The organism is Collinsella sp. CLA-AA-H167 (genome assembly GCF_040095305.1).
In the GTDB taxonomy this organism is placed as follows: domain Bacteria; phylum Actinomycetota; class Coriobacteriia; order Coriobacteriales; family Coriobacteriaceae; genus Collinsella.
Window position 1 is genome coordinate 47532 of record NZ_JBBNGA010000005.1, and the last position, 25889, is coordinate 73420.

The following is a 25889-nucleotide window of genomic DNA, read 5'->3' on the forward strand; positions in this document are numbered from 1 at the left end:
GCTCACAGCAGCGTATATATTCCGGTAATTCTACCCGAGCGGCTTAAGCTAGATCCCAAAACAGCTCGAACAGAACATTTCCATCGAGCCAGCCCAGATGGGTCGGCGCCAGACGAGCTCGAACATGGCCCGCGACGACATCTGCCGAAGTGAAGGGTCCCTCATGACCCCAGAGCGTCTCGGGCACCCAAGTGGCAAGACCCAATTCGAGCGCACGATCGCAGGCAGCTGCCAGCTCGCCCGTTGGGATGACGCAAGCTGCACGAGCCAACAGGTCGGACGCAACACCGCGCGTCATGCGACAAGCGAGCATCAAGTCTTCGGCGACAGCCTCGCGCTGCGACAGATATTCGGCCTCGAACGCCGTCGCGTCATCGTCACGTTGCACCAGACGCACGCGGTACGCATCGCCTCGAGAAGACACGCCGGGGAACAAACCTGCAAGACGGTCGAAATCCTCGTCGTCGAGCATGCCCGCGGCAGAACGACCCAGGCCCAGGTAGCCCTGTCCGGTCCAGTAGGCAATGTTATGGGCGCACTCATGGCCATCGAGCGCGTAGCTTGCCACCTCATACGGATGATAGCCGGCCGCACCCAGGCGCTCACGCGCCGCGTCCATGCACGAAGCCTGAAAATCCTCGTCGGGCTCGAGCGACTCGTCACGGCACGCCATGCGATAGAGTGGCGTGCCCTCCTCGAGCGTGAGCGGGTAGACCGACACATGATGAGGCGCCGCCGCCAACACGACATCGAGCGTGCTCCGCCAGCTTGCGGCCGTCTGCCCGGGAAGGCCGCACATCAGGTCGCACGACACATCGAGGCCAGCATCCTTCACCGTCGCGATAGCCGCAAGTGCCCGATTAGCATCGTGAATGCGGCCAATAGCGGCCAGCTCGGTATTGTCGAGGGTTTGCACGCCCAGAGAGATGCGCGTGACACCCGCCTCGGCAAGCGCGGTGGCGAGCTCAGCGGTCAGGGACTCAGGATTGGCTTCGCAAGTAAATTCAACGGGTTTGCACCACATGGAGATACGCCGGGCAAGTTCCACCAGGCGCTCCCCTGCCAGCGACGGCGTGCCGCCGCCTACGTAGACTGTGCGGACCTGCCCGAGTGCCCCAGCGTTGCCAAAGGCATCGAGCCGCGCATACAGCTGCTCAAAATAGGCATCGAGCGCAGCATCCAGGTCGCACGGAGCAAAGCTGCGCGAGTCAAAGTCGCAGTACCGGCACTTTTGGGCGCAAAACGGCACGTGCACGTACAGCGCGGTAACGGCCACCGTTAGGCCTCCAGCGGATGAGCAGGCACCGACTCGCCGGCGGCAAGCGCGGCCTCGCAGACCACCACGTCGCGCTCGATATCATCGACCAGCGCCATGAACTCCTCGTACGTAGAGCAACGCACCACCTGAGCGCGCCAGGCGGCGGCATGGGGCATGCCCTTTAAGTACCAGCTTGCGTACGTGCGAGCACGCGACATGAGCGGCAGAAGCTCATGCGTCAACGTCAGGTGCTCGCGCAGAGCCTCCAGGCGCTCGACCGAGGAGCGAGAAGGAACCGGCATGCCATCGAGTGCAAGGGCTCGGGCATCGCCGAACACCCACGGATTGCCGTAGATGCCGCGCGCGATAAACACCGCGCTGGCACCCGAGCCGTGCAGATGCTCAGCAGCGTCCTCGGCCGAGAACACATCGCCCGAGCCAATCACGGGAATCTCGACAGCGCCGGCAACCTCATCGACGACCGACCAATCGGCCTGGCCCGTGTAGAGCTGCGTGGCGCAACGACCATGCACGGCGACTGCGGCAGCCCCTGCGCCCTCAAGCATCTGGGCAAACGTCGCGGCATTGCGGTCCTCGGCATAAAAGCCCTTGCGGATCTTCACGGTCACGGGAACATGCGCCGCGCCCACCGCTGCCTCGACGATTCTTTCGGCCAGGTCGGGCGTGCGCATAAGCGCCGAGCCCTCGCCCTTGGTAACGACCTTGCGAGCCGGACAGGCCATGTTGATATCAATCAATGACAGGCGATCGCCAACGCGCTCCTCGACGGCGGCGACGGCGCTCGCAAACTGATCGGGCTTGGAGCCAAAGAGCTGCACGCAAATCTGCTGCTCCTCGTCGGCCGGTAGCACCAGGCGCCACGTCTTATTACTGGCATAGGCAAGGCCTGCCACGCTCACCATCTCGCTGTAGGCAAGGTTGGCACCGCGGCGGCGACACATGATGCGATAGGCAGGGTCGGTCACGCCCGCCATGGGAGCCATAAGGAACGGCTGCTCGGCATAGGCGCCCAGCAGCCGCAGACTATATTCGGAAAGAGCCATAGACCTACTCGTCCACCTTGAGGATCGCCATAAAGGCCTCCTGCGGGACCTCGACCGATCCGATGGCCTTCATACGCTTCTTGCCCTCTTTCTGCTTCTCGAGCAGCTTGCGCTTACGCGAGATATCGCCGCCGTAGCACTTAGCAAGAACGTCCTTGCGACGCGCCTTGACGGTGGAACGGGCGATGATCTTGTTGCCGATAGCACCCTGGATGGGCACCTCGAACAGCTGACGCGGGATGATCTCCTTGAGCTTGTCGCACAGGCCACGGGCCAGGCCATATGCCTTGTCCTTATGGACGATAAACGAAAGCGCGTCCACCTCGTCGCCCGAAAGCAGGATGTCGAGCTTGACGAGCTCAGAGGGGCGATATTCGTTGAACTCATAGTCGAGCGAGGCGTAACCCTTGGTGCGGCTCTTGAGCTGATCGAAGAAGTCCAAGATGAGCTCGGCGAGCGGCATATCGAAGCGCATCTCGACCGATTTGCTCGTCAGGTGGATCATGTCGGTTGTGACGCCGCGGTGCTCGATGGCGAGCTGCATGACGGCACCCGTGTACTCAGGCGGGCAGATGATCTTTGCCTTGAGGTAGGGTTCCTCGATACGATCGATGCGTGTGGCCTCGGGAAGGTCCTGCGGACTGCGGACATCGATCATTTCGCCGTCGGTCTTGTAGACGTGATAGTCGACCGAGGGACTCGTGGCAATGAGGTCCAGGTTGAACTCGCGCTCCAGGCGTTCCTTGACGACTTCCATGTGCAGCAGGCCCAGGAAGCCCACGCGGAAGCCAAAGCCGAGCGCCACCGAGGTCTCGGGCTCCCACACCAACGACGGGTCGTTGACGTGCAGCTTATCGAGGGCGTCACGCAGGTTCTCGTAGTCCTTGTTGTCGATCGGGAACAGGCCCGTGTAGACCATGGGCTTGGCCTCGCGGTAGCCCGGCAGAGGCTCGGGGCAGGGGTTCGAAGCCCACGTAAGGGTATCGCCCACGCGCACAGCCTCGGGGTCCTTCAGACCCGTGACCACATAGCCAACCTCGCCGACGGTCAGCGCGTCGACCGGGGTCTCGGCAGGACGCTTGACGCCCACGCCGTCGACCAAAAAGTCGCCCTTGGCCTGCATCATAAGCAGGGTATCGCCCTTTTTGATGGAACCATCGAAGACGCGCACCGTAGCCACCACACCGCGATACTCGTCAAAGTACGAATCCAAAATGAGCGCTTTGAGCGGAGCGTTTGCATCGCCCTTAGGCGGCGAAATCAAAAAGACGATGGACTCCAGCAGATCGTGAATGCCCTCGCCGGTCTTGCCCGAGACGCACACGGCATCATCGGCGGGAATCGCCAGGTCGTCCTCGATCTCGGTCTTAACCTCGTCGGGATGGGCCGAGGGCAGGTCGATCTTGTTGATGGCGGGCACAATGTCCAGATTGGCGTTCATGGCGAGCGTCGCGTTGGAGACGGTCTGCGCCTCGACGCCCTGCGTGGCGTCGACGACGAGCACCGCGCCTTCGCAGGCGGCCAGCGAGCGCGAGACCTCATAGGTAAAGTCAACGTGGCCCGGCGTATCGATCAGATTGAACTGATACGTCTCACCATCGTCGGCGTCATAGGAAACGCGGACGGCATTGGACTTGATCGTAATGCCGCGCTCGCGCTCGATATCCATGGTGTCGAGCAGCTGCGACTCCATGTCGCGTTCGTCGACGGTATGGGTGAGCTCGAGGATGCGGTCGCTGATCGTGGACTTGCCATGGTCGATATGCGCAACGATCGAGAAGTTGCGGATGTGGGAAATGTCAATTGAAGTATTCATGCGGACTATCTTACCCGAGCGGTACAAAAAATGGAGCCTGTTCCATAAAACAGGCTCCATTTATGCGCGTAATCTGTGTGGTGTGAAATTTACAACTTAGGCGTTGATGCTGTTCACGAGCTTGGCAAGACCGGACTTGCGGTTGGAAGCCTGGTTCTTGTGGATAACATGCTTGGCGGCAGCCATGTCGAGACGCTTGGTGACGGTCTTGAGCGCAGCCTGGGCCTTCTCGGCGTCGCCCTCGGCGACGGCGGACTGGACGTGCTTGGTCAGCGTCTTGAGCTCGGACTTGACAGCCTTGTTACGCATGCGAGCTGCCTCATTGGTGCGGATACGCTTCTTCTGAGACTTGATGTTTGCCACTTCTGGAGTTCCTTTCGAGTTCCTTGCAAAAAATGTATGACACCTCTGAGACACGGTGAGGTCATGCAAGCGCCTACTATAGCACGCTCCCTCTCAAAGGGATAGAACGAATTTGTCAAATAGGCAGGTATCATCACGATTTTCTCAAGATGTTCGTAATCCAGAGCAAAAGCGCCGTCTGAGAATCGGCCGAACCCTTGAGCGCGAGCTCCACATCGACCGCACCCTCGAGCGCTGCGATGAGCTCTGCCATCGAAAAGCGACGTGCCCAGGTCAGGTGATTCTTGACCTGCCAGGACTGGAGCTTGAGCGTTGCGGCCAGCTCGCGACCCTGCCCACGCGCGTCGAGCGCCTTGGCGACGATAAGCTCGCGAATGCGACCGCACAGCAATGTGTAAGTCCACACGTAGCTCTTGGAGGGCAGGAACTTAAAGAGCTCGAGCGAACGCCGCATATCGCGAGCCGAGACGGCGTTGAGGAAGTCCCAGGGTTGGACCTCGGCCGTACGAACAATCCAGCGCTCAACATCGGCAAGTTCAATCTGAGGCGACTCGACCATCTGGGCAAGCTTAGCCAAGTCGTTATCGAGCATGCGCGTGTTTTCGCCCGAACGCGAGACGAGCTCCTCGGCGGCCGCCGTCGAAATCGACTTACCGCGCTGCGTCGCCATCTGCTGAACACGGCGCGGCAGTTCCCAGCGCTTGGTACCCGAGCAATCGACGATAGCCTTCTTGTCGATCTTGGCGATTGCCTTATACAGGCGCGTATTCTTGGCAAGTGAGTCGGCGATGATGAGGCAGACCGTTGTGGGGCTGGGACTCGCCAGATACCCAACGAGCGGCTCCGAGACCGCCTTGGCGAGCTTTGAGCAGCCATCGAGGATTACCAGACGAAACTCACTGCCCATCGGAAAGGTGTTAAGCGATCCGATAATGGACTCGATATCGGGGTCCTTGGTCATGTCTCGCTCGTCGAGGTTGAACTCGACCATACCCGATTTTTCCAGACGCGCTTTCATACGCGAGACGGCGTGGTCGCGCTTAACTCCGTCGGTACCGACGATCAGATATGCCGGCAGCAAACCGGTTTCGGACATTGCGCCCCCCTCCCGCAGGCCTTCGTATTCGTTCCGTGCCATTCTAGCCCAGAGGCCCACCACACGCCAACGACGTCGTCACGGTCGCTGGCATCGCATCGCAAAGCAATTCGCAGTCGGTGTGACGGTAATGTCGCCGTGTTCGATGGTACACGCGAACACACCACCCGCTTCCTTAACGGCATCGATACAGGCATCGGACGGATGGCCGTATCGATTCCCCTCACCGGCGCTTGCGAGGGAAAGCTCGGGCTTCAGGACGTCCAGCAACTCGCCATCGACTGAAACCTTGGAGCCGTGATGCCCAAGTTTAAGGACATCGATATCCCCCACCTCCTGCACGAATTCCCGCTCTTGGTCGAGCTCGGCATCACCGGTGAGAAGTATTCGCAGGCCCTTGCCTTCCTGAACATAAGAGAGCAGCAGGACAAGCGAGTCCTCATTTCCCTCGCCATCCACGAACTCGAATGGCCACATCACGCGAGCGCAAAATAAGCCGATGTCGACCGTATCCCCACGGCGCACCTGCCGATACTCCACGCCAGGTCGGTTCAATACCTCGGCAGGAGCATCCTCCAGCGCATCCGCCGCCACGGCAATCGTTCCGACCGAAAACTGTTCGAGCACGGCAGGCAAACCACCCCAGTGGTCCTCATCCCAATGCGTCACAAAAACGGCATCGATATGGTGCACGTTATTGCGAACCAACGCCGCAACCACACGCTCGTCGAGCCCGCAGTCGACGAGAGCTACTGCGCCGCCTTGGCGGATAAGAATCGCATCGGCCTGGCCCACATCGAGCACCGTCACCGAAGGCGGAGCGAATCGATCCCAATAGACGTACGGAATCGCAGCCAAGAGCATCAGGCATGCAAGCCCCGCCGCCATAGGACGTGCACGGGGACGCGGCCACCAGACCAGCAGAACCGCCAGAAAACACGGCACTAGGTAAATCCACATGCTATCGGGCGGCACGCTCACGTATGCACCCGGCACGGCGGCAAACAGCTGCTCGAAGAACAGCGCGCAACGGGCGGCAATCATGGGCACAACGAGCGCCCAAGTCCGCAACGGTCCCACGAGCGAAAAGGGAGCCAGCACGATCGACACAGCGAGCAGTACGCTCACCACCGGACCGATGACCGCATTTGCCAACGGAGCAATGAGCGAGAATGTACCGAAGGCAGGAATGGTAATGGGAAGTGTCGCCAGTTGTGAGCACAGCGTGACGGAAAGCACGCTGGCAAAGCCTGATGGCACACCTAGCTCACCCAAAGCGTAGGTCGCATAGGGACAAAAGCACAGAATGGCTAAGACGCTGGCACACGAGAGTTGAAAGCCCATCTCGAACAGCACCGTCGGCCGCAGTAGCACAAAGATGGACATGGTTACGAAGAGTGCCGAAAGGCCGTGCCGACGACGCCCCGCGCCGTTTACGACAAGCGTCACGAACACCATGCAGCACGCACGCACGGCCGAGGGAGACGCCCCCGTAAAGGCAGCATAGCCGACAAGCGTTATCGCCAATATCGCCCGCTGAAGACCACGTGAGCACCGAGTCTTTTGCAATACACCCTCGATTACAAACCCCACGATAGCCAAATGGCTGCCCGAGACGGCGATAAGATGCGCCGTTCCCGTCACCGAAAACCAGTCGCCCGCCGGCTGGGCGCGCAGCTCGGCCGAACGACCCCAGGCGACACCGGCTATGAGCGCCCGCGCCGGGTCGGTCGCAGGCGCGATGGACGCAAGCAGCCCATTTCTCAGCCGAAGCAGCGGCACCGGAGAGCCCTCATCGACCGACACGACTCGAACGGCTTTAGCCTTGCGCACCTCGCCTCGGAGCACGCGCGATCGTCCATATGCATCGTTCTCAAAACGTGAAACGCGACCGATAACACGCACGTGCGCCCCGACCTTGAGCTCACGATCACACGATAGGCGAATCGTTGCCAAGTTCTTACCGTCCGCGCGTGCCTCGCAGGTATAGGAATACACGTCGTCGTTTATGGATGGATCACCCTGCACGACAAACTCGAGGCCGCTTGCCGCTCGACCGTCGAGCGCCCTCGAGGCGCTGAGCGCACCCACAGCCCACCACGCCGAGACGACCGCTCCCGCCACGAGACCGACGGACGCGGCATACAGCCACCGCTTCAAAGGGGCAAGCCTCGCACAAGAGTGAGCCAGCACAACGAAAACCGCTGCCGCAACGGGAATGGCCCATAGCGGCCCGACCGCCGTCGCCCGCTCCCTCAGCAGCGCATCAGCGGCTATGCTGAGCACCAAGGCGCAGCTCACGCACATGCCGGCACACAGGGCCATCGTCCACGGAATCAGGGGCCGCGGAGGTATCACGTGCTCTCGCTCGGTCGCACTCATACGCAGATGCAATCTTTGATTTTGGCAAGCTTCTTCTCGCCGATTCCCGACACGCGCATCAGATCGTCAACCGAAGCAAAAGCACCGTTCTTTGTCCGCTCATCGATAATCGACTGTGCCATTGAGGGACCGATTCCCGAGAGCGTCTGCAGCTCTGCCGAGCTTGCCGTATTAATGTTTACTAGGCCTGTTGCGCCACCGACGCCTGATGATGCGGAAGCCCCACCATCAACACCGGCTTCCGCAATGGACACCTGCTGCTCCCCTACCGTTGGAACGTGAATTTTTTGTCCATCAGTGACCTTGGATGCACGATTAAGCCCCGTAACGTCTGCTTCGGGCGCCAGCCCGCCGGCGGCATCAATCGCCTGAGCCACCCGCGCCCCGTCTTTGAGGCGATATACACCGGGTGACACCACGGCGCCATCAACATCGACATAGACCTCTGCCGCGGCAGACGCCTTAGGCGAAGAGCCTTCGGATGTCTTTCCGCTCGAAGCATCGCCGGATCCCGGCACCACTAACGTGCCCGAACCATCAGTGCGCTCAAACGACACACCGCCGGCACCGCCGCCAAGGTTCGCCATCGCCAGCCCACTCGCCATCGCAATGACGACCAGTATCGCCATCACCACTGCCTTATGACCGAGCAGCTTGCCCGCCCAGCGGTCCATCTTTTTGACTCATTCGTGTTGTTCGCGCTGCGCCATAGCAAAACCTCCCAACACCATCGTGTCAGGAAAGGAGCTCCACAACAGCCACGCCCCAAAACCGGTTTTTGCGGTCAAACCAAAAACCGACCAAAACCTTGCACAAATCTGTCCATTTATTCAGGCAAACGTCAGCAAATGAACACTTAGCCGCAAAATGCCCAGATAGCAAAAGACCGACGATGCAGGCGCATCGTCGGTCTATGCACAAATTTACTCGTGATCTTGGTAAATCTCACGCGGAGCAAGCTCCGAATGTTTGCGTTTTAAGGTCTTAGGGGCCTTATATGTGTTGCTCTCGAAGTCGATGTACTCGGTCTGCTTGAGCAGGCGCTCAATCATCTCCTCATGGTCGAACAGCTCCCAGGCCTCGTGCACGGCATCGAGTTTGGCGTGCGTCTCGGGACGACGCGGCATAAACAGCGTGCAGCAGTCGGGAGCGGCCTCAGTCGAGATATCGAACGTACCGATCTCCTCGGCGCGTGCGATGATCTCCTGTTTGTCCGAACCGATGAGAGGACGGAACACGGGAATCTTCACGGCTTCGTTGACGGCCATGATGTTCTCAAGCGTTTGGGAGGCAACCTGCCCAAGCGATTCGCCCGTAACGATGGCCCTGGCACCCTCGATGTGTGCAATGCGCTCAGCAACCGAATACATAATGCGGCGATACATGATCACGCGCAGGTTGCTGGGACAGGTGACCGAAATCTCACGCTGGCAGTCGCCAAACGGCACCACGTACAGGCGGCCGATCTGGACACCCGGCTCAAGCGCACGGATGATGTCCTGCACCAGGTATTCACTCGTGTCGGGCGTCTGCGGACGACCGGAGAAATGCACCGGCACGCACACCGCGCCGCGACGCGCGAGCATCCAGGTCGCCACCGGAGAATCGATACCCGACGACAGAAGCGTCACGACCTTGCCGGCAGAACCCACCGGAAGGCCGCCAACGCCGCGCTCGGAGCGCGCATACACGTAGACACTACCCTGAACCACCAGAACGTGCACCATCGCGTCGGGGTCGTGCATCTGGACCTTTTTATCGGGAAACACCTCACACAGCACCTCGCCAACCTGTCGATTGATATCGATCGAGGTGAGCTCATAGTCAGTATTGGAGCGCTTGGCGTGCACCTTAAACGAATCGAAGGAACCAAACTCGCGCAGCGCCTTCACAGCGGCGGCGCAGTACTCCTGCGGGTCGCGGTTGGTGTGATACGCCAAAGACACACGGGCAACGCCGGGGACGGTGCGGATGACACGCGCCGCCTCGTCGGCCTGATGCTCGTTAAAGGTCACGAGGATATAACCGGAAATTCGAGACACGGCGTTCACGGAAAAGGCGGCCAAGGCCGCCTTGATGTTATCCATGAGGATATGCTCAAAATGTGCGCGGTTCTTGCCCTTCAGCCCAACCTCGTGATAGTGGACTAGGCAGACGCGAGCCGCCATTTAGGCTTCAGCAACCTTGTGGCCGAGCGCCTTCTCGTAACGGGCCTCGTCGTAAGAGATGTCGCCGTCGACAATCTCGTCCATAGCCATCGAGATGGTATCGGCACCGGAAAGCCCGATGGTGATGTCATCGACATCCTGAACGGCAAGCACGCGGTTGTGCTGGCCACGCAGCATGCTATTGATGTCGCAGGCGCGCTTGGAGGCAAGCGAAGCGAGCAGGAAGCGGTTGTGATCGGTCTTCTCCAGAAGATCGTCAATGCAAGGCTTTACAACGGACACGGACCTCAGATCCTTTCATGCATATCGAGAACGCGAACGAGCTCATCGGTCGCGCGGTCGAGATCGTCATTCACCACGACGTCGTCGTAGCGGTCGGCAAGGGCAAGCTCATCGGCGGCGTTTGCCATACGCAGCTCAATCGTCTCGGGCGTCTCGGTACCGCGACCGACTAGACGCTCGCGGAGCACCTCAAGCGAAGGCGGCTTGATAAAGATCAGCACGGCCTCGGGGAAACGCTCCTTCACCTGCAGGGCGCCCTGGACATCGATCTCCAAAATCAGAGACGAGCCCGAGGCGAGCTTGGATGTGACCTCGCTCACCAACGTGCCGTAGCAGTTACCGTGGACCTCGGCCCACTCAACAAACTCACCGTTTGCCACGCGGCGGTCGAACTCCTCGCGCGTCAGAAAAAAGTAGTTGACGCCGTCGACCTCACCTTTGCGTGGTGCTCGCGTGGTAGCCGAAACCGTCAGACCCAGGTTCGAGCGGCGCTCGCGCACACGAGTGACGAGCGTACCCTTGCCTGCGCCTGACGGTCCAGAAATCACAAAGAGCTTGGAATCCTGAGCGCTCACTTATTTGGTCAGCTGCTCGAGGAGCTGCTCGCGCTGACGGACACCGAGGCCCTGGACGCGACGAGTAGCGGAGATACCGAGCTCCTCCATGATCTTGGCGGCCTTGGCCTTGCCATAACCGGGGAGAGACTCGATGAGGGTGGAAACCTTCATGCGGGAAGCGATGGGGTCATCGGAGTTGAGCACGGACTCGAGGGACTTCTCGCCCTTCTTGATCTGCTCGCGAAGCTCAGCGCGGGCGTGACGTGCGGCAGCAGCCTTCTCAAGAGCCTGCTTGCGCTGCTCGTCGGTAAGCTGAGGGAGTGCCATTCGTACCTCCAAATAGTTGGGTTATATCTGATTCAATAATTGGCATTTTAGCACGTAGAACGTACAAAATGCCTAATCGCGGCTCCATAGGTTAGACGATACCCGCAAAAAGTGCAATATACTGCGCCCAAAGTTAAGCCCCTGACCTGCGATTCCACACAAAGGATGGGAAAGTTTACGCAGGCACAGGGGCTATTTTGTGCTAATGAGACCCAAAAGTGGTGACTTAGGGGAATCTTTTACGTGACGTTTTCGACCAGCTCGGCGACGATGGCGTCAAAGGCGGCAACCGGATCGTCGGCACCGGTGATGGGACGGCCCACCACAATGTGGCTTGCGCCACGCTCGATAGCCTGGGAAGGCGTCGCCACGCGAGACTGGTCACCAAGGGCGGCACCCACCGGACGCACACCCGGAGTCACGATCAGGGCATCAGGACCCAGCAGCTCACGCATGTCGTGAGCCTCCATCGGTGAGCACACGATGCCATCGATGCCACTGTCCTGAGCAAGCTTTGCCAAGCGGGCGGCCTCCTCGGCCACGGGCGACTCGACGCCGATCTCGCTCAAGGCATCCTGATTCATGCTCGTGAGCACGGTGATGGCGACGAGTTTGGCGCGGTCCTCACGCGCCTCCTCGGCACCCTCGCGGCAGGCAGCGAGCATAGCACCCGAGCCCAGGCCGTGGACCGAAAGCAGGTCGGCACCGGCAAGCGAGGCCGAGCGGGCAGCGCCGCGCACCTGATGCGGAATGTCATGGAACTTAAGGTCGAGGAAGACCTTAAAGCCAAGGTCCTTAAAGGTCTTGACGATCTGGGGACCCTCAGCGTAATAGAGCGTCATGCCGACCTTGAGCCAGGCGGCATGGCCCGAAAGCTCGTGGGCGAGCTCGAGCGCGCGCTCACGGTCGCAGTCGAGGGCGACGATAACACGGTCGCGGGCATCATTCTCTAGCATTCGAAAGCACCCACCAGCTCGTTGATGTCCTTTACGCCCTGGGACTCGGCCCAGGCCTCGAGCTCATGCGCGATCTTAAGCGAAGCGCACGGATCGACGAAGTTGGCCATGCCGACCGACACGCAGGTGGCGCCGGCCAGGATAAACTCAGCCGCATCCTCGCCAGTCATGACACCGCCGACACCGTTGATGGGGATATCGACGGCCTGGGCAACCTCCCAGACCATGCGCACGGCGATGTGGTGGCACAGCGGGCCCGAAAGGCCGCCCTTGGGCTTGGCCACGCGGGACTTGCGGGTATGGACGTCGATGGCCATGCCCTGGATGGAGTTGATGACCGAAAGGCCGTCGGCGCCGGCAGCCTCGAGGGCCTTGGCGATCTCGGCGACGTTGACCGGCGCCATCTTCACGAACAGCGGCTTATCGGTCACCTTGCGGCAAGCAGCCATAACGGAAGAGGCGCCCTCGGGCGTGGAGCCCATGGCGGCACCGCCGGCGGCGATATTAGGGCAGCTCACGTTGATCTCGTAGCCGGCAGCCCAGGGGCACAGCTCGACATACATCTCGAGTGCGCGGACAAACTCGTCAACGGAGTGACCGGCAACCTGACAGATGACCTGGCAGCCGTCCTTGGACAGCTGTTCGAGCCACGGACCGGACTCGCGGGCAAAGGCGGCCACGCCGGGGTTCTGAAGACCCACGGAGTTGATCATACCGCCGGGAATCTCGGCCATGCGGGGCGCGGGATTGCCGGGCCAGGGCTCGGCAGCGCAACCCTTGGTGGTGATGGCGCCCAGCTGGGAAACATCAAAGAAGTTCTGGAACTGCCAACCGTAGCCAAAGGTACCGGCTGCGGTGTTAATGGGGTTCTGCATCTTGACGCCGCCGAAATCGACGGCCATGTTCACGGTACCCACTAGAAGACCACCACCTTGGAAGCATCGAACACGGGGCCGCACATACAAGCACCCTTCATACCGTCGACCGTCTCGACATTGCAGGTGTTGCAGGCGCCAAAGCCACAGCTCATCATGCGTTCGAGCGACACCTCGCAGTACACACCGGCCTCGGCGGCAGCGGCGGCGACCTTCTTCATCATGACGGCGGGGCCGCAGCTGGCGACGTAGTCGTAGCCGCCCTCTCCAAGCAGCTCGGCTGCCGGATCGGTGCAAAAACCGTGCGTGCCGAGCGAACCGTCGTCGGTGCACACGTTAACCGTGGCGCCCAGCGCACGGAACTCATCGACACCCACGGCCTTGGAAGCGGTGCCAAAGCCCAGGCACACGTCCACATCAACACCCTGCTCGGCAAGCATGCCGGCAAGACACAGCACAGGCGGAACGCCGATGCCACCGGCGACGAGCAGTGCCTTCCTGGTGCCCTCGGGTACCATCCAGCCACGGCCACCGGGGCCCAACAGGTTAGAGGTGGAGCCAGGGCCCATCTGGGACAAACGGCGGGTATCGTCGCCCACGACGGCGTACCACAGCTCGACGGTGCCGGCCTCGGCGTCGGCGCGGTAGAAACTCAAGGGCACACGAAGCAGAGAAGACGCATCGCCGGGGACGGCGATGTTCACAAACTGACCGGGCTTGAGCGCACTTGCAAGCTTGGGGGCCGAGATAACGAGCGAGAAGATACCGTCGGCGATCTCCCGGTTCGAGACGACCTCGAAGTCGTGCATGCGTGCAGTGGAAGGTGTGGGCATAGACGCTCCAATCCCCCATGCGGTTGCATGGTCTAAACGAACAGAAAGCGCGGCACCGCAAGGGCGCCGCGCACAAAAGCGATAAGGCTATGCTAGCAGATGCAGCCGTCGGCAAGCGTCTGTTTACCGCCGACAAATACATCGGTGGCACGACCGGTGAGCGTGCGGCCGGCAAAACCGGAGTTCTCGGCGCGCGACTCGTAACCGTCCTCGCCAACCGTCCAGGTTGCGGAGGGGTCGAACACGGTCAGGTCGGCGACAGAGCCCGCCTTGACCTGAACCTGATCGAGGCCCAGAATCTCACGCGGCTTGATGGCCATGAGCTCGACCATGCGGCTCACGCTCATCTTGCCCGTGTTGACCAGCTCAGTGAGCACGAGCGACAGCGAAGTCTCGAGGCCAATCATTCCAAAGGGCGCGAGCTCGAACTCGCGGGCCTTCTCCCACGGGGTGTGGGGAGCGTGGTCGGTAACGATAGCGTCGACGGTACCGTCGATGACACCCTGACGGATGGCCTCGGCATCCTCGTCAGTGCGCAGCGGCGGATTGACCTTGAGCGAGGTGTTGTAGGTCTCGTCCAGGTCGTTCTCGGTCAGGAACATGTGGTGCGGGGTGGCCTCGCAGGTCACCTGGACACCGGCAGCCTTACCGGCACGCACGAGCTCCAGGCCATGAGCGGTGGAGATGTGCTGGATGTGCAGCTTGGCACCGGTCAGCTTGGCAATCTCGATGTCGCGGGCAATCTGAAGCTCCTCGCCGGCGGCCGGCCAACCCTCGAGGGCCAGACGGGTCGAGACCTTGCCCTCGTTGATCTGGCCGTGGCCGACCAGATCCTCGTCCTGGCAGTGGCTCATAAAGACCTTGCCGAACATCTTGCCGTAGTCCATGCAGCGACGGAGCATGCCCGCGCCCTGCACGCCGCGACCGTCGTCGGTGAAGGCGACGGCGCCGTGGGCGACCATATCGCCCATCTCGGACATGGCCTCGCCCTTAAGACCGCGGGTCATGGCGCCCGACGGATAGACGCGGCAGTGGCCGACCTCGGCAGCGCGGGACTTGACGAACTCCACGACGGTGCCGTTATCGGTGACGGGATCGGTGTTGGGCATGGCGCACACGCCGGTGAAGCCGCCCTTGGCAGCAGCGCGGGTGCCGCTCTCGATGTCCTCTTTGACCTCGTAGCCAGGCTCGCGCAGATGCACGTGCATATCCACCAGGCCGGGGACGAGATACTTGCCGGAAAGGTCGCGGACCTCGGCTCCCTCGGCGGCGAGGTTCTCGCCGACCTCGGCGATCTTGTCACCGTCGATCAGGACGTCGACGACACCGTCAAGCTCGACGGACGGATCGACGACGTGGGCATTCTTAAGAAGCAAGGCCATTATCGGCACCTCCAAGCAGCAGATACAGGATAGCCATACGCACGCAGATACCGGCGTAGACCTGCTCCAGGATGACGGAGCGTTGCGGGTGGTCGGCCATATAGGAGTCGAACTCAACGCCGCGGTTGATGGGGCCCGGGTGGCAGATAATCGCATCGGGCTTCATGAGCTTCTCGCGGTCCTTGGTCAGACCGAAGAGCTTGTGGTACTCACGAATCGTGGGGAACGGTGCGCCCTCGAGGCGCTCCTGCTGCACGCGCAACATGTAGACGACGTCCAGCTCGGGCAGGACGGAATCGAGGTCGCTCGTCACATGGTCGCAACCCAGAACCTCGGGCGCCGGCGGCAGCAGCGTGCCGGGGGCGACAGCGTAGGTCTCGCAGCCCATGATCTTAAGGGCGGGGATCAGCGAGCCGCACACGCGGGAGTGCGCGATATCGCCGACGACGGCGACCTTCAGACCGTGGAAGTCACCCTTGTGCTCCCAGATGGTGTACAGGTCGAGCAGGGCCTGCGTGGGGTGGTTGTGCTTGCCGTCGCCGGCGCAGATGACGCTCGAGGGCGAGTTCTGCGTGACGATGTAGGGAGCACCGGCGTGCTTATCGCGAACGACGATGCAATCAATCTTGTAGGCGTTGAGGGTCTCGACGGTGTCGACGAGGCTCTCGCCCTTGACCGTGGAGGTCGAGGAGCCGCCAAAGTTGAGGCTGTCGGCCGAAAGGCGCTTCTCGGCGAGCTCGAAGGAGCTGCGGGTGCGCGTCGAGGGCTCGTTGAACATGTTGACGATGGTCTTGCCCTTGAGCGTGGGGACCTTCTTGATCGCACGCTCGTTGACCTCAGAGAACGCCTTGGCGGTCTCGAGGATGAGCTTGATGTCCTCTTCGGAGTACTCGGTAATGTCGATCAGGTGCTTATGGTTGAACGCCACGGTACTACTCACCTCCCAGCGGCGCAGAGCCCACGTGGGAACCCGGCGCAACGTCGTTAATCTCGACGGCGGTGTGGCCGTCGACTTCCTTCATATATAGGTGCACGTTCTCCTCATGCGACGAGGGAACGTTCTTGCCGACAAAGTCCGGCGAGATGGGGAGCTCACGGTGACCGCGGTCAACGAGAACTGCCAGCTCGATGCGGCTCGGACGGCCCAGGTCCATGACGGCATCCAGAGCGGCGCGGATAGTACGGCCCGTATACAGGATGTCGTCCACCAGCACGACGCGCTTGCCGTCGACGCTGAAGGGAATGTTGGTAGCGTGGATCGCGGGAGCGAAATTGGTCGCATAGTCATCGCGGTAGAAGCTGATGTCCAGGCTGCCGAGCGGAACGTCGACGCCCTCGATCTCCTTGATCTCCTCGGCGAGCTTCTTTGCCAGAAGGTCGCCGCGCGTGACGATGCCGACCAGAGCGAGGTCTTCACAGCCCTCGTTGCGCTCGAGAATCTCGTGCGCGATGCGGGTCATCGCTCGATTGACGGCGGTCTCGTCCATGATGACCGCCTTGGGGGAAGTCGTGCCCATCGATCTCCTTCCTCACATGTCTTGACTGCTGACACAGTCAAAAAAATAGATGCCCGACCGCTTAAAGCGGACCAGACACCCACAGGAAGGGCTGCTCTTTGGCAGCTATGTAATTCCATGTGGGTATCTCGTACCCCTTTAATGGTCAAGGGATAGTGTAGCCAACCTCGAGCTTAATTGCGAGCATAAATACAGAACAATCCGTAAACGGGCGCAGGCGCTCCATAAACCTATATATATTTGTGGGACGAGCTTGAAAACGCACGCACGAGCTGGCATAATCCCCTCTGCTGCACGCAAATCGGATCTACGTCCAGGGCCGTGGCGTGAGCACTATCGCCAAAAGAGGAATATCTCTGTGTAGATTACGCACAGGGAGCTGCTTCTGTGCTATAGTTCAGGCTTGTTTGTTAACGCGACATGTTCGTTTGTCGCCCAAGGAGGGTCAGTTATGTCCAAAGTTTGCGAAGTTTGCGGTAAGCACCCCGTTGCCGGTCGCTCCATCAGCCACTCTCACCGCGTCACCAACCGTAAGTTCCGCCCCAACATCCAGCGCGTTTACGTCGTCGTCGATGGTCACCGTCGCAAGATGAACGTTTGCTCCACCTGCCTCAAGTCCGGCAAGGTTGCGCGCTCCTAAATAAGGTCTTACCAACAAGTACCTCGGACTCTCCGGGTCAAAGACCTCGCGTTCGTATAGAACTTACCAAAGGCGTCCTCCCCCACGGAGGGCGCCTTTTTGCACTCATTGGGGACAGACTTACATGAGTGTTTGCAGATGTCAAAGGAATCATAGCCCAGCTGATATGCCTTGAAGCTTGACCAGCGGTACGCATCGAGCAAGTCGAGCGCGCCTTTCACAGGATTGAGATGGATATAATCGAGCAACTGGACCGCCTGCGTGTCCGACTCGACCGCGACCCGCGAATAGCGATTGTCAAACAGGTGCCCCGTTCTCCCCGTTTTCCCATTGAAATACTCATGTATGTCTGTCCCCAATGAGAGGGGCGATGCATTGGGCTGATGGATTAAGTTGAAACGGTTCATTTGATTGAAACGTTTTAGTATGCCTTTTACGGGAATCTTACCGTTTACCGAATTATTTATTGCTATCATGCAAGGCGTAGGGTAAATCTCCGATCGCAAGGAGACACAAATGGTGAAAAAGTCACCGGAAAACACTACTCCCGCAATTGTGGACAACGTAGAGGCGCTTGAGGCTAAGCTCGCTCAGATGCGAGAGGCCCAGGCGCTTTTTGCTACGTACACGCAGGAGCAGGTCGACAAGATCTTCTATGAGGCCGCCATGGCCGCCAACAAGGCTCGTATCCCGTTGGCAAAGATGGCCATCGAGGAGACCGGCCGCGGCGTTCTTGAGGACAAGGTCATCAAGAACCACTACGCCGCAGAGTACATCTACAACGCTTACAAGAACACCAAGACCTGTGGTGTCCTGGAGCGCGACGAGGCTTATGGCATCACCAAGATCGCCGAGCCCATCGGTATCGTGGGCGCCGTCATCCCGACGACCAACCCCACCTCCACTGCGATCTTCAAGACGCTGATCAGCCTGAAGACCCGCAACGCCATCATCATCTCCCCGCACCCGGCTGCCGCCAAGTGCACCATCGCCGCCGCCAAGCTCGTGCTTGACGCCGCCGTCAAGGCCGGCGCCCCCGAGGGTATCATCGGCTGGGTCGATGTCCCCTCCATCGAGCTGACCAACATGGTCATGCGCGACGTCGACATCATCCTCGCCACCGGTGGCCCGGGCATGGTCAAGGCCGCCTACTCCTCGGGCAAGCCCGCCTTGGGCGTTGGCGCCGGTAACACCCCGGTCGTCATCGACGACACCGCCGACGTGCTGCTCGCCGTCAACTCCATCATCCACTCCAAGACCTTCGACAACGGCATGATCTGCGCTTCCGAGCAGTCCGTGACCGTCATCGACACCATCTATGACCAGGTTAAGGCCGAGTTCCAGAAGCGCGGCTGCTACTTCGTCAAGCAGGGTGCCGAGATGGAGGCCCTGCGTGCCGCCATGTTCAAGAACGGCGCCCTCGATCACCGCATTCCCGGCATGGCTGCCGCCAAGATCGCCGAGCTCGCCGGCATCGAGGTTCCCGCCAAGACCAAGATCCTGATCGCCGAGGTCACCTCCACCGACCCCGCCAAGGAAGAGTTCTCCCACGAGAAGCTCTCCCCGGTCCTGGCCATGTATCACGCCAAGGACTTCCAGGAGGCCGTCGACAAGGCCGAGCACCTGGTGCTCGCCGGTGGCCCGGGCCACACCGCCTCTCTGTACGTGCACCCCGCCCAGGCCGAGAAGATCAGTCTGTTCGAGCACGTCATGAAGGCCTGCCGTATCGTCATCAACACCCCGTCCTCGCACGGCGGCATCGGTGACCTGTACAACTTTGGCATGAAGCCGTCTCTGACCCTGGGCTGCGGCTCCTGGGGCGGCAACTCCGTCTCCGAGAACGTTGGGGTGAAGCACTTGATCAACGTTAAGACTGTGGCCGAGCGCCGTGAGAACATGCTGTGGTTCCGCGCTCCCGAGAAGGTCTACTTCAAGAAGGGTTCCACGCCCGTCGCCCTCGACGAGCTCGGTACCGTCATGGGCAAGAAGCGCGCCTTCATCGTCACCGACCAGTTCCTCTTCAAGAATGGCAACACCCGCGCCATCGAGGCCAAGCTCGACGAGATGGGCATCGCCCACGACTGCTTCTACGACGTCGAGCCCGATCCGTCGCTGCAGTGCGCACGTCGCGGCGCCAAGCAGATGGCTCTCTTTGAGCCTGACGTGATCATCGCCGTCGGCGGTGGCTCCGCTATGGACGCCGGCAAGATCATGTGGATGATGTACGAGCACCCCGAGTGCAAGTTTGAGGACATGGCCATGGACTTCATGGACATCCGCAAGCGTATCTTCACTTTCCCCGAGATGGGCAAGAAGGCCTACTTCGTCGCCGTCCCGACCTCTTCGGGTACCGGCTCCGAGTGCACGCCGTTCGCCATCATCACCGACAAGGAGACCGGCATCAAGTGGCCGCTCGCCGACTACGCGCTGCTTCCCAACATGGCTATCGTCGACGCCGACAACTGCATGACCGCCCCGCGCGGCCTGACCGCTGCCTCCGGCATCGACGTCATGACCCACGCCATCGAGTCCTACGTCTCCATCATGGCTTCCGACTACACCAAGGGCCTCTCCGAGCGCGCTGCTAAGCTCGTCTTCGAGAACCTGCCCTCCAGCTTCACGAACGGCGCCAAGGACCCGCACGCCCGCGAGGAGATGCACAACGCCTCTTGCATGGCCGGTATGGCCTTCGCCAACGCCTTCCTGGGCCTCAACCACTCCATGGCTCACAAGCTCGGCGCCTTCCATCACCTGCCCCACGGCCTCGCCAACGCCGTCATCCTGACCCGCGTTATGCGCTACAACGCCGCCGAGGCTCCCGTCAAGATGGGTACCTTCTCCCAGTATCCTTACCCCAACGCGCTGCACAACTACGCCGAGATGGCCAAGTACTGCGGCATCGAGGGCAAGGACGACAAGGAGGTCTTCGAGAACTTCATCACGAAGCTCGAGGAGCTCAAGGACTTCATCGGCGTCAAGAAGACCATCGCCGACTACGGTGTTGACGAGCAGTACTTCCTCGACACCCTCGACGAGATGACCGAGCAGGCATTCAACGACCAGTGCACCGGCGCAAACCCGCGCTACCCGCTCATGAGCGAGATCAAGGAGCTCTACCTGGACGCCTACTACGGCCGCGAGCCTCAGGACTACGCCGTCTGCTAGTTTTAGCACGGTTTTTAACGGCGGGGGTGCACGGGTGTTTCACACACCCCCGCCGTCGCTTCTATCGCATCGTTGAAAGGATGCAACCATGCTGCTACCCGATTCCAAGACCGAGCTCGTCCGCCGTGGCAACAAGGTCGTTTACGACCTGGGCGACAAGATCGTCAAGGTCTTTAACGAGACCAAGCCTGTCTCCGACGTGTTCAACGAGGCTTTGAATCTTGCCCGCATCAATGAGTGCGGCATCCGCAGCCCCAAGGCTCTCGAGGTTTCTCAGCTCGAGAACGCCAACGGCTGGGCGCTCGTGACCGAGAAGGTTCCGGGCACCACCCTCGCCGACAAGATGACTGCCGAGCCCCAGCGCTTTGGTGAGTACCTCGAGATGTTCGTCGACCTCCAGATCGAGATCCACGGCTACACTTCCCCGCTGCTCAACCGTCAGCGCGACAAGTTTGCCCGCATGATCGACAGCCTTGATCAGCTCAATGCCACCACGCGCTACAACCTTCAGGAGCGTCTGGACGGCATGACCAAGGAGTTCAAGGTCTGCCACGGCGACTTCAACCCCTCCAACGTCATCGTCGGAGACGACGGCCAGCTTTACGTCTGCGACTGGGCACATGCCACCCAGGGCTCCCCTGCTGCCGACGTTGCCACCACCTACCTGCTCTTTGCCCTCAACAGCAAGGACCAGGCCGAGGCCTACTTGGAGCTCTACTGCGACCGCGCCGACATGCCCATGCAGGTCGTGCGTCAGTGGACGAGCATCGTCGCCGCTTCCGAGCTCGCTCGTAAGCGCAACGTGAACGATGAGTTCCTGAAGAACTGGATCGACGTCGTCGATTATCAGTAATATCTGAGCGATTTATTTCGCATCGGAGGCACAAGAAAACCCCGCAGCTCATATGGGCTGTGGGGTTTTCTTTACCCATCGAGTTTATTCCAACAAAATAGACTGCTCCGCATCTCATCCTAAGAGAGATACGGAGCAGCCCCGCAATTACATCTAATAGCAGAAACGTCGATTAACGGCGGGCCGCCTTAACAAGCTCGGCAATCTTGGCGACGACCTCGTCGATCGCCACGTCCTCACGCTCGCCCGTGGCACGGTCCTTGAGCTCCACAGTACCATTCTTGAGGCCACGCTTGCCAAGCACGACCTGATACGGGAAGCCCATGAGGTCGTTATCGGCAAACTTAAAGCCAGGACGCTCGTCACGGTCATCGACGACAACCTCGATACCCTCGGCGCACAGGCCCTCGACGATTTGGTCGCAAACGTTAGCGCACTCCTCCTTCTTGGGATCGAGCGGAATCACCGCGACCTCGTACGGGGCAACGGAGACCGGCCAGACGATGCCGTGTTCGTCGTTGTGCTGCTCCACGACGGCAGCAAGCGAGCGGGACACACCAACGCCGTAGCAACCCATGATAAGCGGCTTCTCCTTGCCGTCCTCGTCCATAAAGGTGGCGCCCATGGCCTCGGAATACTTGGTACCCAGCTGGAAGACCTGCGAGACCTCGATGCCGCGAGCAGCAGAGAGCGGCTTGCCGCAGTGCGGGCAGGGATCGCCGGCAACGACGGTTACCAGGTCGGCCCACTCGTCGACGGTAAAGTCGCGCTCGGGGCAGGCACCGGTAAAGTGATAATCGACCTCGTTGGCACCGCAGGCCCACTGCTTGGACTCGCGCAGGCTCTCGTCGCACACCAGGCGAATGCCCTCGGGCAGGTTAACCGGTCCGATAAAGCCCTTATGCAGACCGTAGGTCTGGAGCTCCTCATCAGTCATCATGCGATAGCCCTTGCCAAAGACATGCTCGGCCTTGCAATCGTTGAGCTCGTGGCCGCCCGGAACAATGGCCACGACGGGCTTGCCCTCGGCGTCGAGGAGTGCCAGAGACTTGCGCGTGCCGTTCTCGGGGAAGCCGAAGAACTTTGCAACGGCCTCGATGGTGCCCATGCCCGGAGTCTCGACCTTGGTAAGCGTACCGTCGCCAGGACCCTCGGTCACAACGACCTTGGTGCTTGCGGCCTCATCGTCGGCAGCGAAGCCGCAATCGTCGCAGTAGACGAGCGAAGCCTCGCCAGCGTCGGCCAAAGCCATGTACTCGACGGAGGTATCGCCACCGATCTCGCCGGAGTCGGCGACAACGGGCAGAGCCTTGATGTAGCAGCGCTCGCAAATGTTGGCATAGGCCTGCTTCATCTTGTCGTACTCCTCCTGCAGGCTCTCCTGCGTAGCAGAGAAGCTGTAGGCGTCCTTCATGATGAACTCGCGACCGCGCATCAGGCCAAAACGGGGACGGAACTCGTCGCGGAACTTATCCTGGATGTGATAGAGGTTCACTGGCAGCTGCTTGTAGGAACGCAACTCATTGCGCACCAGGGCAGTCACGGTCTCCTCGTGCGTGGGTCCGAGCACAAACTCGCGGCCGTGGCGGTCATCAAAGCGCACAAGCTCCTTGCCATAGGCATCGATACGGCCGGACTCACGCCACAGCTCGGCATCGACCATGATGGGCATCATGAGCTCCTGAGCACCGGCGGCATCCATCTCGTCGCGCACGATGTTCTCGATCTTGCGGATCGAGCGCCAAGCGAGCGGCAGATAGGAATACAGGCCGGCGGCCTCCTTGCGGATCATGCCAGCGCGAAGCAGCAGACGGTGGCTCGCTAGCTCGGCATCCGCCGGATCCTCTTTGAGCGTCGGCGCATAGAGCTTAGACATATACATTGCTCGGGTCATTTATTTCTCCTCAATAAGTTTGTCGACCTCGGCCATAAGCGCGTCGACAATTTGATCCTCAGCTACTTTACCAATGATCTGGCCATGCGAAAAGAGCAGGCCCTGACCACGTCCGCAGGCAACACCCAGGTCGGCGTCAGATGCCTCTCCGGGGCCGTTGACCGCACATCCCATCACGGCGATCGAAAGCGGCGCGGAATAGTTCTTAAGCCGCTCGGTGACCTCCTCGGCGATGGAAATCAGGTTAACCTGGCAGCGGGCGCACGTGGGGCACGAGACAATCTCGGGACCACGGCGACGCAGGCCCAGCGACTGTAGAATTCCCCAGGCGACCGGCGGCTCCTCAACCGGATCGGCCGTGAGCGACACACGCATGGTGTCACCGATGCCTTCGGAAAGCAAGATACCCAAGCCTACAGAGCTCTTGATGGTGCCCTGAAGCTTGGTCCCCGCCTCCGTCACGCCCAGGTGGAGCGGAACATGCGGTATCTCGCGCGACAGGGCGCGATAGGTATCAAGTGTCGTCTGTACGCTATGGGCCTTGGCGGATAGCACGATGTTGGTAAACCCACGGTTCTCAAAGTGCCGCACAAAGCGTTCGCTCGACATCACGAGCTTTTCGGGCTGCGTGAGGTCGTCGCGCTCGGCAATATCTTGCTCAAGCGAGCCCGCGTTCACGCCAATGCGAATCGCGCAGCCCGCGGCACCCGCGGCATCGATGACGGCATCGACCTTAGCCCAATCGCCGATATTGCCGGGGTTGATGCGCAGCTTAGAGGCACCAGCCTCGACAGCGCCAATGGCAAGCTTATGGTTAAAATGGATATCGGCGACGATTGGCACCGGAGACTCGGCACAAATCGTGCGAAAGCCCTCGAGCGCAGCCTCGTTAGGCACGCTCACGCGCACGATATCGCAGCCAGCCTGCGCCAACGCGCACACTTGCGCAAGCGTTGCCTGGGCATCAGCAGTATCGGTGCAGGTCATAGACTGAACCACGACCGGAGCGCCACCACCGATCTGCACGCCGCCCACATGCACGGGGCGCGTCAACTCACGAGGCAAAGGATGGGATAAAGTCAATCCAAACACTCCCCTACAGAATAAATCGAAGGATGTCGGAACGAAGCATATAGACAAACAGCAGTGTAAAGAGCGCGACGCCGACATAGCTGACGATTGTCTGCACTTTGAGCGGCAGCTCGCGGCCCGCAATCTTTTGAATGATCTCGATGACCAGCTTGCCGCCATCGAGTGGTGGGATGGGCAGCAGGTTCATAAAGCCAAGCGAGAACGAAATGAGGGCGGCAAAGGAAAGGAACGTGGCAGGGCCGGCAGCAGCGGCCTGTGAGGACATAACGCTAATACCCACGATCGAAGAAGACTGATCGAGAATCTCCATCGTATGCTGCGGCTGGAGCAGGCGCATCACGCCATCCGCTGTCTGCACGACATAGGAGAACGACAGGCGAGCCGACGTGATGGGGTCTAAACGGACCACCTGCGTAGAGGCATACACACCTAGGCGCTCGTCCTCTTTGAGCGCAACCGTGGTCGAATGCTGCTTGCCGTCACGCTCGTACTCGATGGCGATATCGTCCTTACCGGCAGCCTTGCCGATGGCATCGTAGACATCCATCCAAGTGGAACATGAGACACCGTCAACCGAAAGGATCGCGTCACCGCCCTCGATACCCGCCTTGGCGGCAATAGACCCCTCGTCAACCTGACCGATCACGTTGGTATCCATCGGCACGGTGACACCCGCAATGGAATAGATGCTCATAAGGAGCAAAAAACCCGTCAAGATATTGACGATAATGCCCGCGAGCAGCATAAAGGCGCGCTTGAGAAAGCCTTGGCCAAGATAGGTGTGCGAGCGCTCTTGCGCAAGGAACTCGGCCTCGCCGCACGGCAGCTCCCACACATCGCCCTCGGCAGTCGCATGTTCGCGATCGAAACGGCGACCATCAAAGGTGGTATAGCCTGCCTTGTCTCGCGGCAACGTCTGATATTTGGTGGGATAGTAGCTCGGCGAGGGCTTCTCCCCTTCCTCATACCAGGGCGCGATGGAGCCCCAGCCCAGCAAAAGGGCGCATGCCTCGAGCACATCCTCCTCGGAAAGCTCGAGCTCGACAGCAAGGTCGGCCACGGTCACGCGACCATGACGATAGATAGCCGCGAGCACGCGATCGGCACACGAGACGTCGGTCGGATCCATACCGCAGATGGCAGCGTAGCCGCCCAGCAGCAGCGGGGTCACGCCAAACTTGGTTCCAATGCGACGCGACGTGTAATGGATGTCAAAGCGGCACGGCAGGCCCAAAAAGAACTCGGTCACACGGACGCCGCAGGCACGTGCCGCCAAAAAGTGGCCGCCCTCGTGCAAAAACACGAGGACGGAAAGCATCAGCAGGCCCCAAAAGACCGATGAGAGAACGCTCAGAACAGTATCCATAAA

Annotated in this window: 23 protein-coding genes; 3 read left to right on the top strand and 20 right to left on the bottom strand. The window is 60.5% G+C overall.

Annotated elements, in window-relative coordinates; genetic code table 11:
• Positions 1-43: 43 nt before the first annotated feature.
• The 17 genes from hemW to pyrR all read right to left on the bottom strand — a co-directional run bounded on the left by hemW (position 44) and on the right by pyrR (position 16876).
• Positions 44-1276 carry a radical SAM family heme chaperone HemW gene (hemW, locus tag AAAT03_RS04610; RefSeq protein ID WP_195404096.1) on the bottom strand — a complete coding sequence of 411 codons (1233 nt, stop codon included), beginning with the start codon at positions 1274-1276 and terminating at the stop codon, positions 44-46.
• A 2-nt stretch (positions 1277-1278) separates the two neighbouring features.
• The gene (gene dusB / locus AAAT03_RS04615) at positions 1279-2322 is read right to left on the bottom strand and encodes a tRNA dihydrouridine synthase DusB (RefSeq protein ID WP_349102695.1); all 1044 of its coding nucleotides are present in this window, start codon (positions 2320-2322) and stop codon (positions 1279-1281) included.
• Between the two features lie 4 nt (positions 2323-2326).
• Positions 2327-4138 (bottom strand): translation elongation factor 4, encoded by a 1812-nt coding sequence (lepA, locus tag AAAT03_RS04620; RefSeq protein WP_117776228.1) that lies wholly within the window; start codon positions 4136-4138, stop codon positions 2327-2329.
• Between the two features lie 96 nt (positions 4139-4234).
• On the bottom strand, positions 4235-4501 hold the full coding sequence (gene rpsT, locus AAAT03_RS04625; protein WP_022094714.1) for a 30S ribosomal protein S20: 267 nt from the start codon (positions 4499-4501) through the stop codon (positions 4235-4237).
• Between the two features lie 133 nt (positions 4502-4634).
• A complete protein-coding gene (holA, locus tag AAAT03_RS04630; RefSeq protein WP_349102696.1) occupies positions 4635-5597 on the bottom strand; it encodes a DNA polymerase III subunit delta in 963 nt (320 codons plus the stop codon).
• A 78-nt stretch (positions 5598-5675) separates the two neighbouring features.
• Entirely contained in the window at positions 5676-7757 is a 2082-nt protein-coding gene (locus AAAT03_RS04635; RefSeq protein ID WP_349102697.1) for a DNA internalization-related competence protein ComEC/Rec2, read from the bottom strand.
• A 218-nt stretch (positions 7758-7975) separates the two neighbouring features.
• Positions 7976-8653: a helix-hairpin-helix domain-containing protein gene (locus tag AAAT03_RS04640; protein WP_349102698.1), complete on the bottom strand. Its 678-nt coding sequence runs from the start codon at positions 8651-8653 to the stop codon at positions 7976-7978.
• Positions 8654-8902: 249 nt separating this feature from the next.
• Positions 8903-10147: a tRNA uracil 4-sulfurtransferase ThiI gene (thiI, locus tag AAAT03_RS04645; RefSeq protein ID WP_117773526.1), complete on the bottom strand. Its 1245-nt coding sequence runs from the start codon at positions 10145-10147 to the stop codon at positions 8903-8905.
• Positions 10148-10429: a DNA-directed RNA polymerase subunit omega gene (locus AAAT03_RS04650; protein WP_035138532.1), complete on the bottom strand. Its 282-nt coding sequence runs from the start codon at positions 10427-10429 to the stop codon at positions 10148-10150. It lies immediately after the preceding gene.
• Positions 10430-10434: 5 nt separating this feature from the next.
• Entirely contained in the window at positions 10435-11004 is a 570-nt protein-coding gene (gene gmk / locus AAAT03_RS04655) for a guanylate kinase (protein WP_099431806.1), read from the bottom strand.
• Positions 11005-11313 (bottom strand): integration host factor, actinobacterial type, encoded by a 309-nt coding sequence (mihF, locus tag AAAT03_RS04660; RefSeq protein ID WP_006236130.1) that lies wholly within the window; start codon positions 11311-11313, stop codon positions 11005-11007.
• A 239-nt stretch (positions 11314-11552) separates the two neighbouring features.
• Positions 11553-12269, bottom strand: coding sequence for an orotidine-5'-phosphate decarboxylase (gene pyrF, locus AAAT03_RS04665; RefSeq protein ID WP_349102699.1), 717 nt, complete (start codon positions 12267-12269; stop codon positions 11553-11555).
• Positions 12263-13186 (bottom strand): dihydroorotate dehydrogenase, encoded by a 924-nt coding sequence (locus AAAT03_RS04670; protein ID WP_022094721.1) that lies wholly within the window; start codon positions 13184-13186, stop codon positions 12263-12265. The genes pyrF and AAAT03_RS04670 overlap by 7 nt, the downstream gene beginning before the upstream one ends.
• Complete coding sequence (locus AAAT03_RS04675) at positions 13186-13953, bottom strand: dihydroorotate dehydrogenase electron transfer subunit (protein ID WP_117736693.1); 768 nt, start codon at positions 13951-13953, stop codon at positions 13186-13188. The genes AAAT03_RS04670 and AAAT03_RS04675 overlap by 1 nt, the downstream gene beginning before the upstream one ends.
• A 116-nt stretch (positions 13954-14069) precedes the next feature.
• Complete coding sequence (locus AAAT03_RS04680) at positions 14070-15359, bottom strand: dihydroorotase (RefSeq protein WP_117564269.1); 1290 nt, start codon at positions 15357-15359, stop codon at positions 14070-14072.
• Complete coding sequence (locus AAAT03_RS04685; protein ID WP_349102700.1) at positions 15343-16287, bottom strand: aspartate carbamoyltransferase catalytic subunit; 945 nt, start codon at positions 16285-16287, stop codon at positions 15343-15345. Before AAAT03_RS04685 ends, AAAT03_RS04680 begins: the two co-directional genes overlap by 17 nt.
• Before the next feature lie 4 nt (positions 16288-16291).
• Positions 16292-16876 carry a bifunctional pyr operon transcriptional regulator/uracil phosphoribosyltransferase PyrR gene (gene pyrR, locus AAAT03_RS04690; RefSeq protein ID WP_006236123.1) on the bottom strand — a complete coding sequence of 195 codons (585 nt, stop codon included), beginning with the start codon at positions 16874-16876 and terminating at the stop codon, positions 16292-16294.
• A 451-nt stretch (positions 16877-17327) separates the two neighbouring features.
• Here pyrR and rpmB point away from each other — a divergent pair, with 451 nt between their 5' ends.
• From rpmB to AAAT03_RS04705, 3 genes are all read left to right on the top strand, one after another.
• Complete coding sequence (rpmB, locus tag AAAT03_RS04695) at positions 17328-17516, top strand: 50S ribosomal protein L28 (protein WP_022094725.1); 189 nt, start codon at positions 17328-17330, stop codon at positions 17514-17516.
• A 516-nt stretch (positions 17517-18032) separates the two neighbouring features.
• Positions 18033-20681: a bifunctional acetaldehyde-CoA/alcohol dehydrogenase gene (gene adhE / locus AAAT03_RS04700; protein WP_055250041.1), complete on the top strand. Its 2649-nt coding sequence runs from the start codon at positions 18033-18035 to the stop codon at positions 20679-20681.
• Positions 20682-20769: 88 nt separating this feature from the next.
• On the top strand, positions 20770-21534 hold the full coding sequence (locus AAAT03_RS04705) for an aminoglycoside phosphotransferase family protein (RefSeq protein WP_156600821.1): 765 nt from the start codon (positions 20770-20772) through the stop codon (positions 21532-21534).
• A gap of 172 nt (positions 21535-21706) precedes the next feature.
• Here AAAT03_RS04705 and AAAT03_RS04710 read toward each other — a convergent pair whose 3' ends face one another.
• The 3 genes from AAAT03_RS04710 to AAAT03_RS04720 are packed head-to-tail and all read right to left on the bottom strand — an operon-like array spanning position 21707 to position 25886.
• The gene (locus AAAT03_RS04710) at positions 21707-23428 is read right to left on the bottom strand and encodes a proline--tRNA ligase (protein ID WP_349102701.1); all 1722 of its coding nucleotides are present in this window, start codon (positions 23426-23428) and stop codon (positions 21707-21709) included.
• Positions 23429-24511: a flavodoxin-dependent (E)-4-hydroxy-3-methylbut-2-enyl-diphosphate synthase gene (ispG, locus tag AAAT03_RS04715; RefSeq protein ID WP_349102702.1), complete on the bottom strand. Its 1083-nt coding sequence runs from the start codon at positions 24509-24511 to the stop codon at positions 23429-23431.
• Positions 24512-24524: 13 nt separating this feature from the next.
• Entirely contained in the window at positions 24525-25886 is a 1362-nt protein-coding gene (locus AAAT03_RS04720) for a M50 family metallopeptidase (protein ID WP_349102703.1), read from the bottom strand.
• Positions 25887-25889 lie beyond the last annotated feature (3 nt).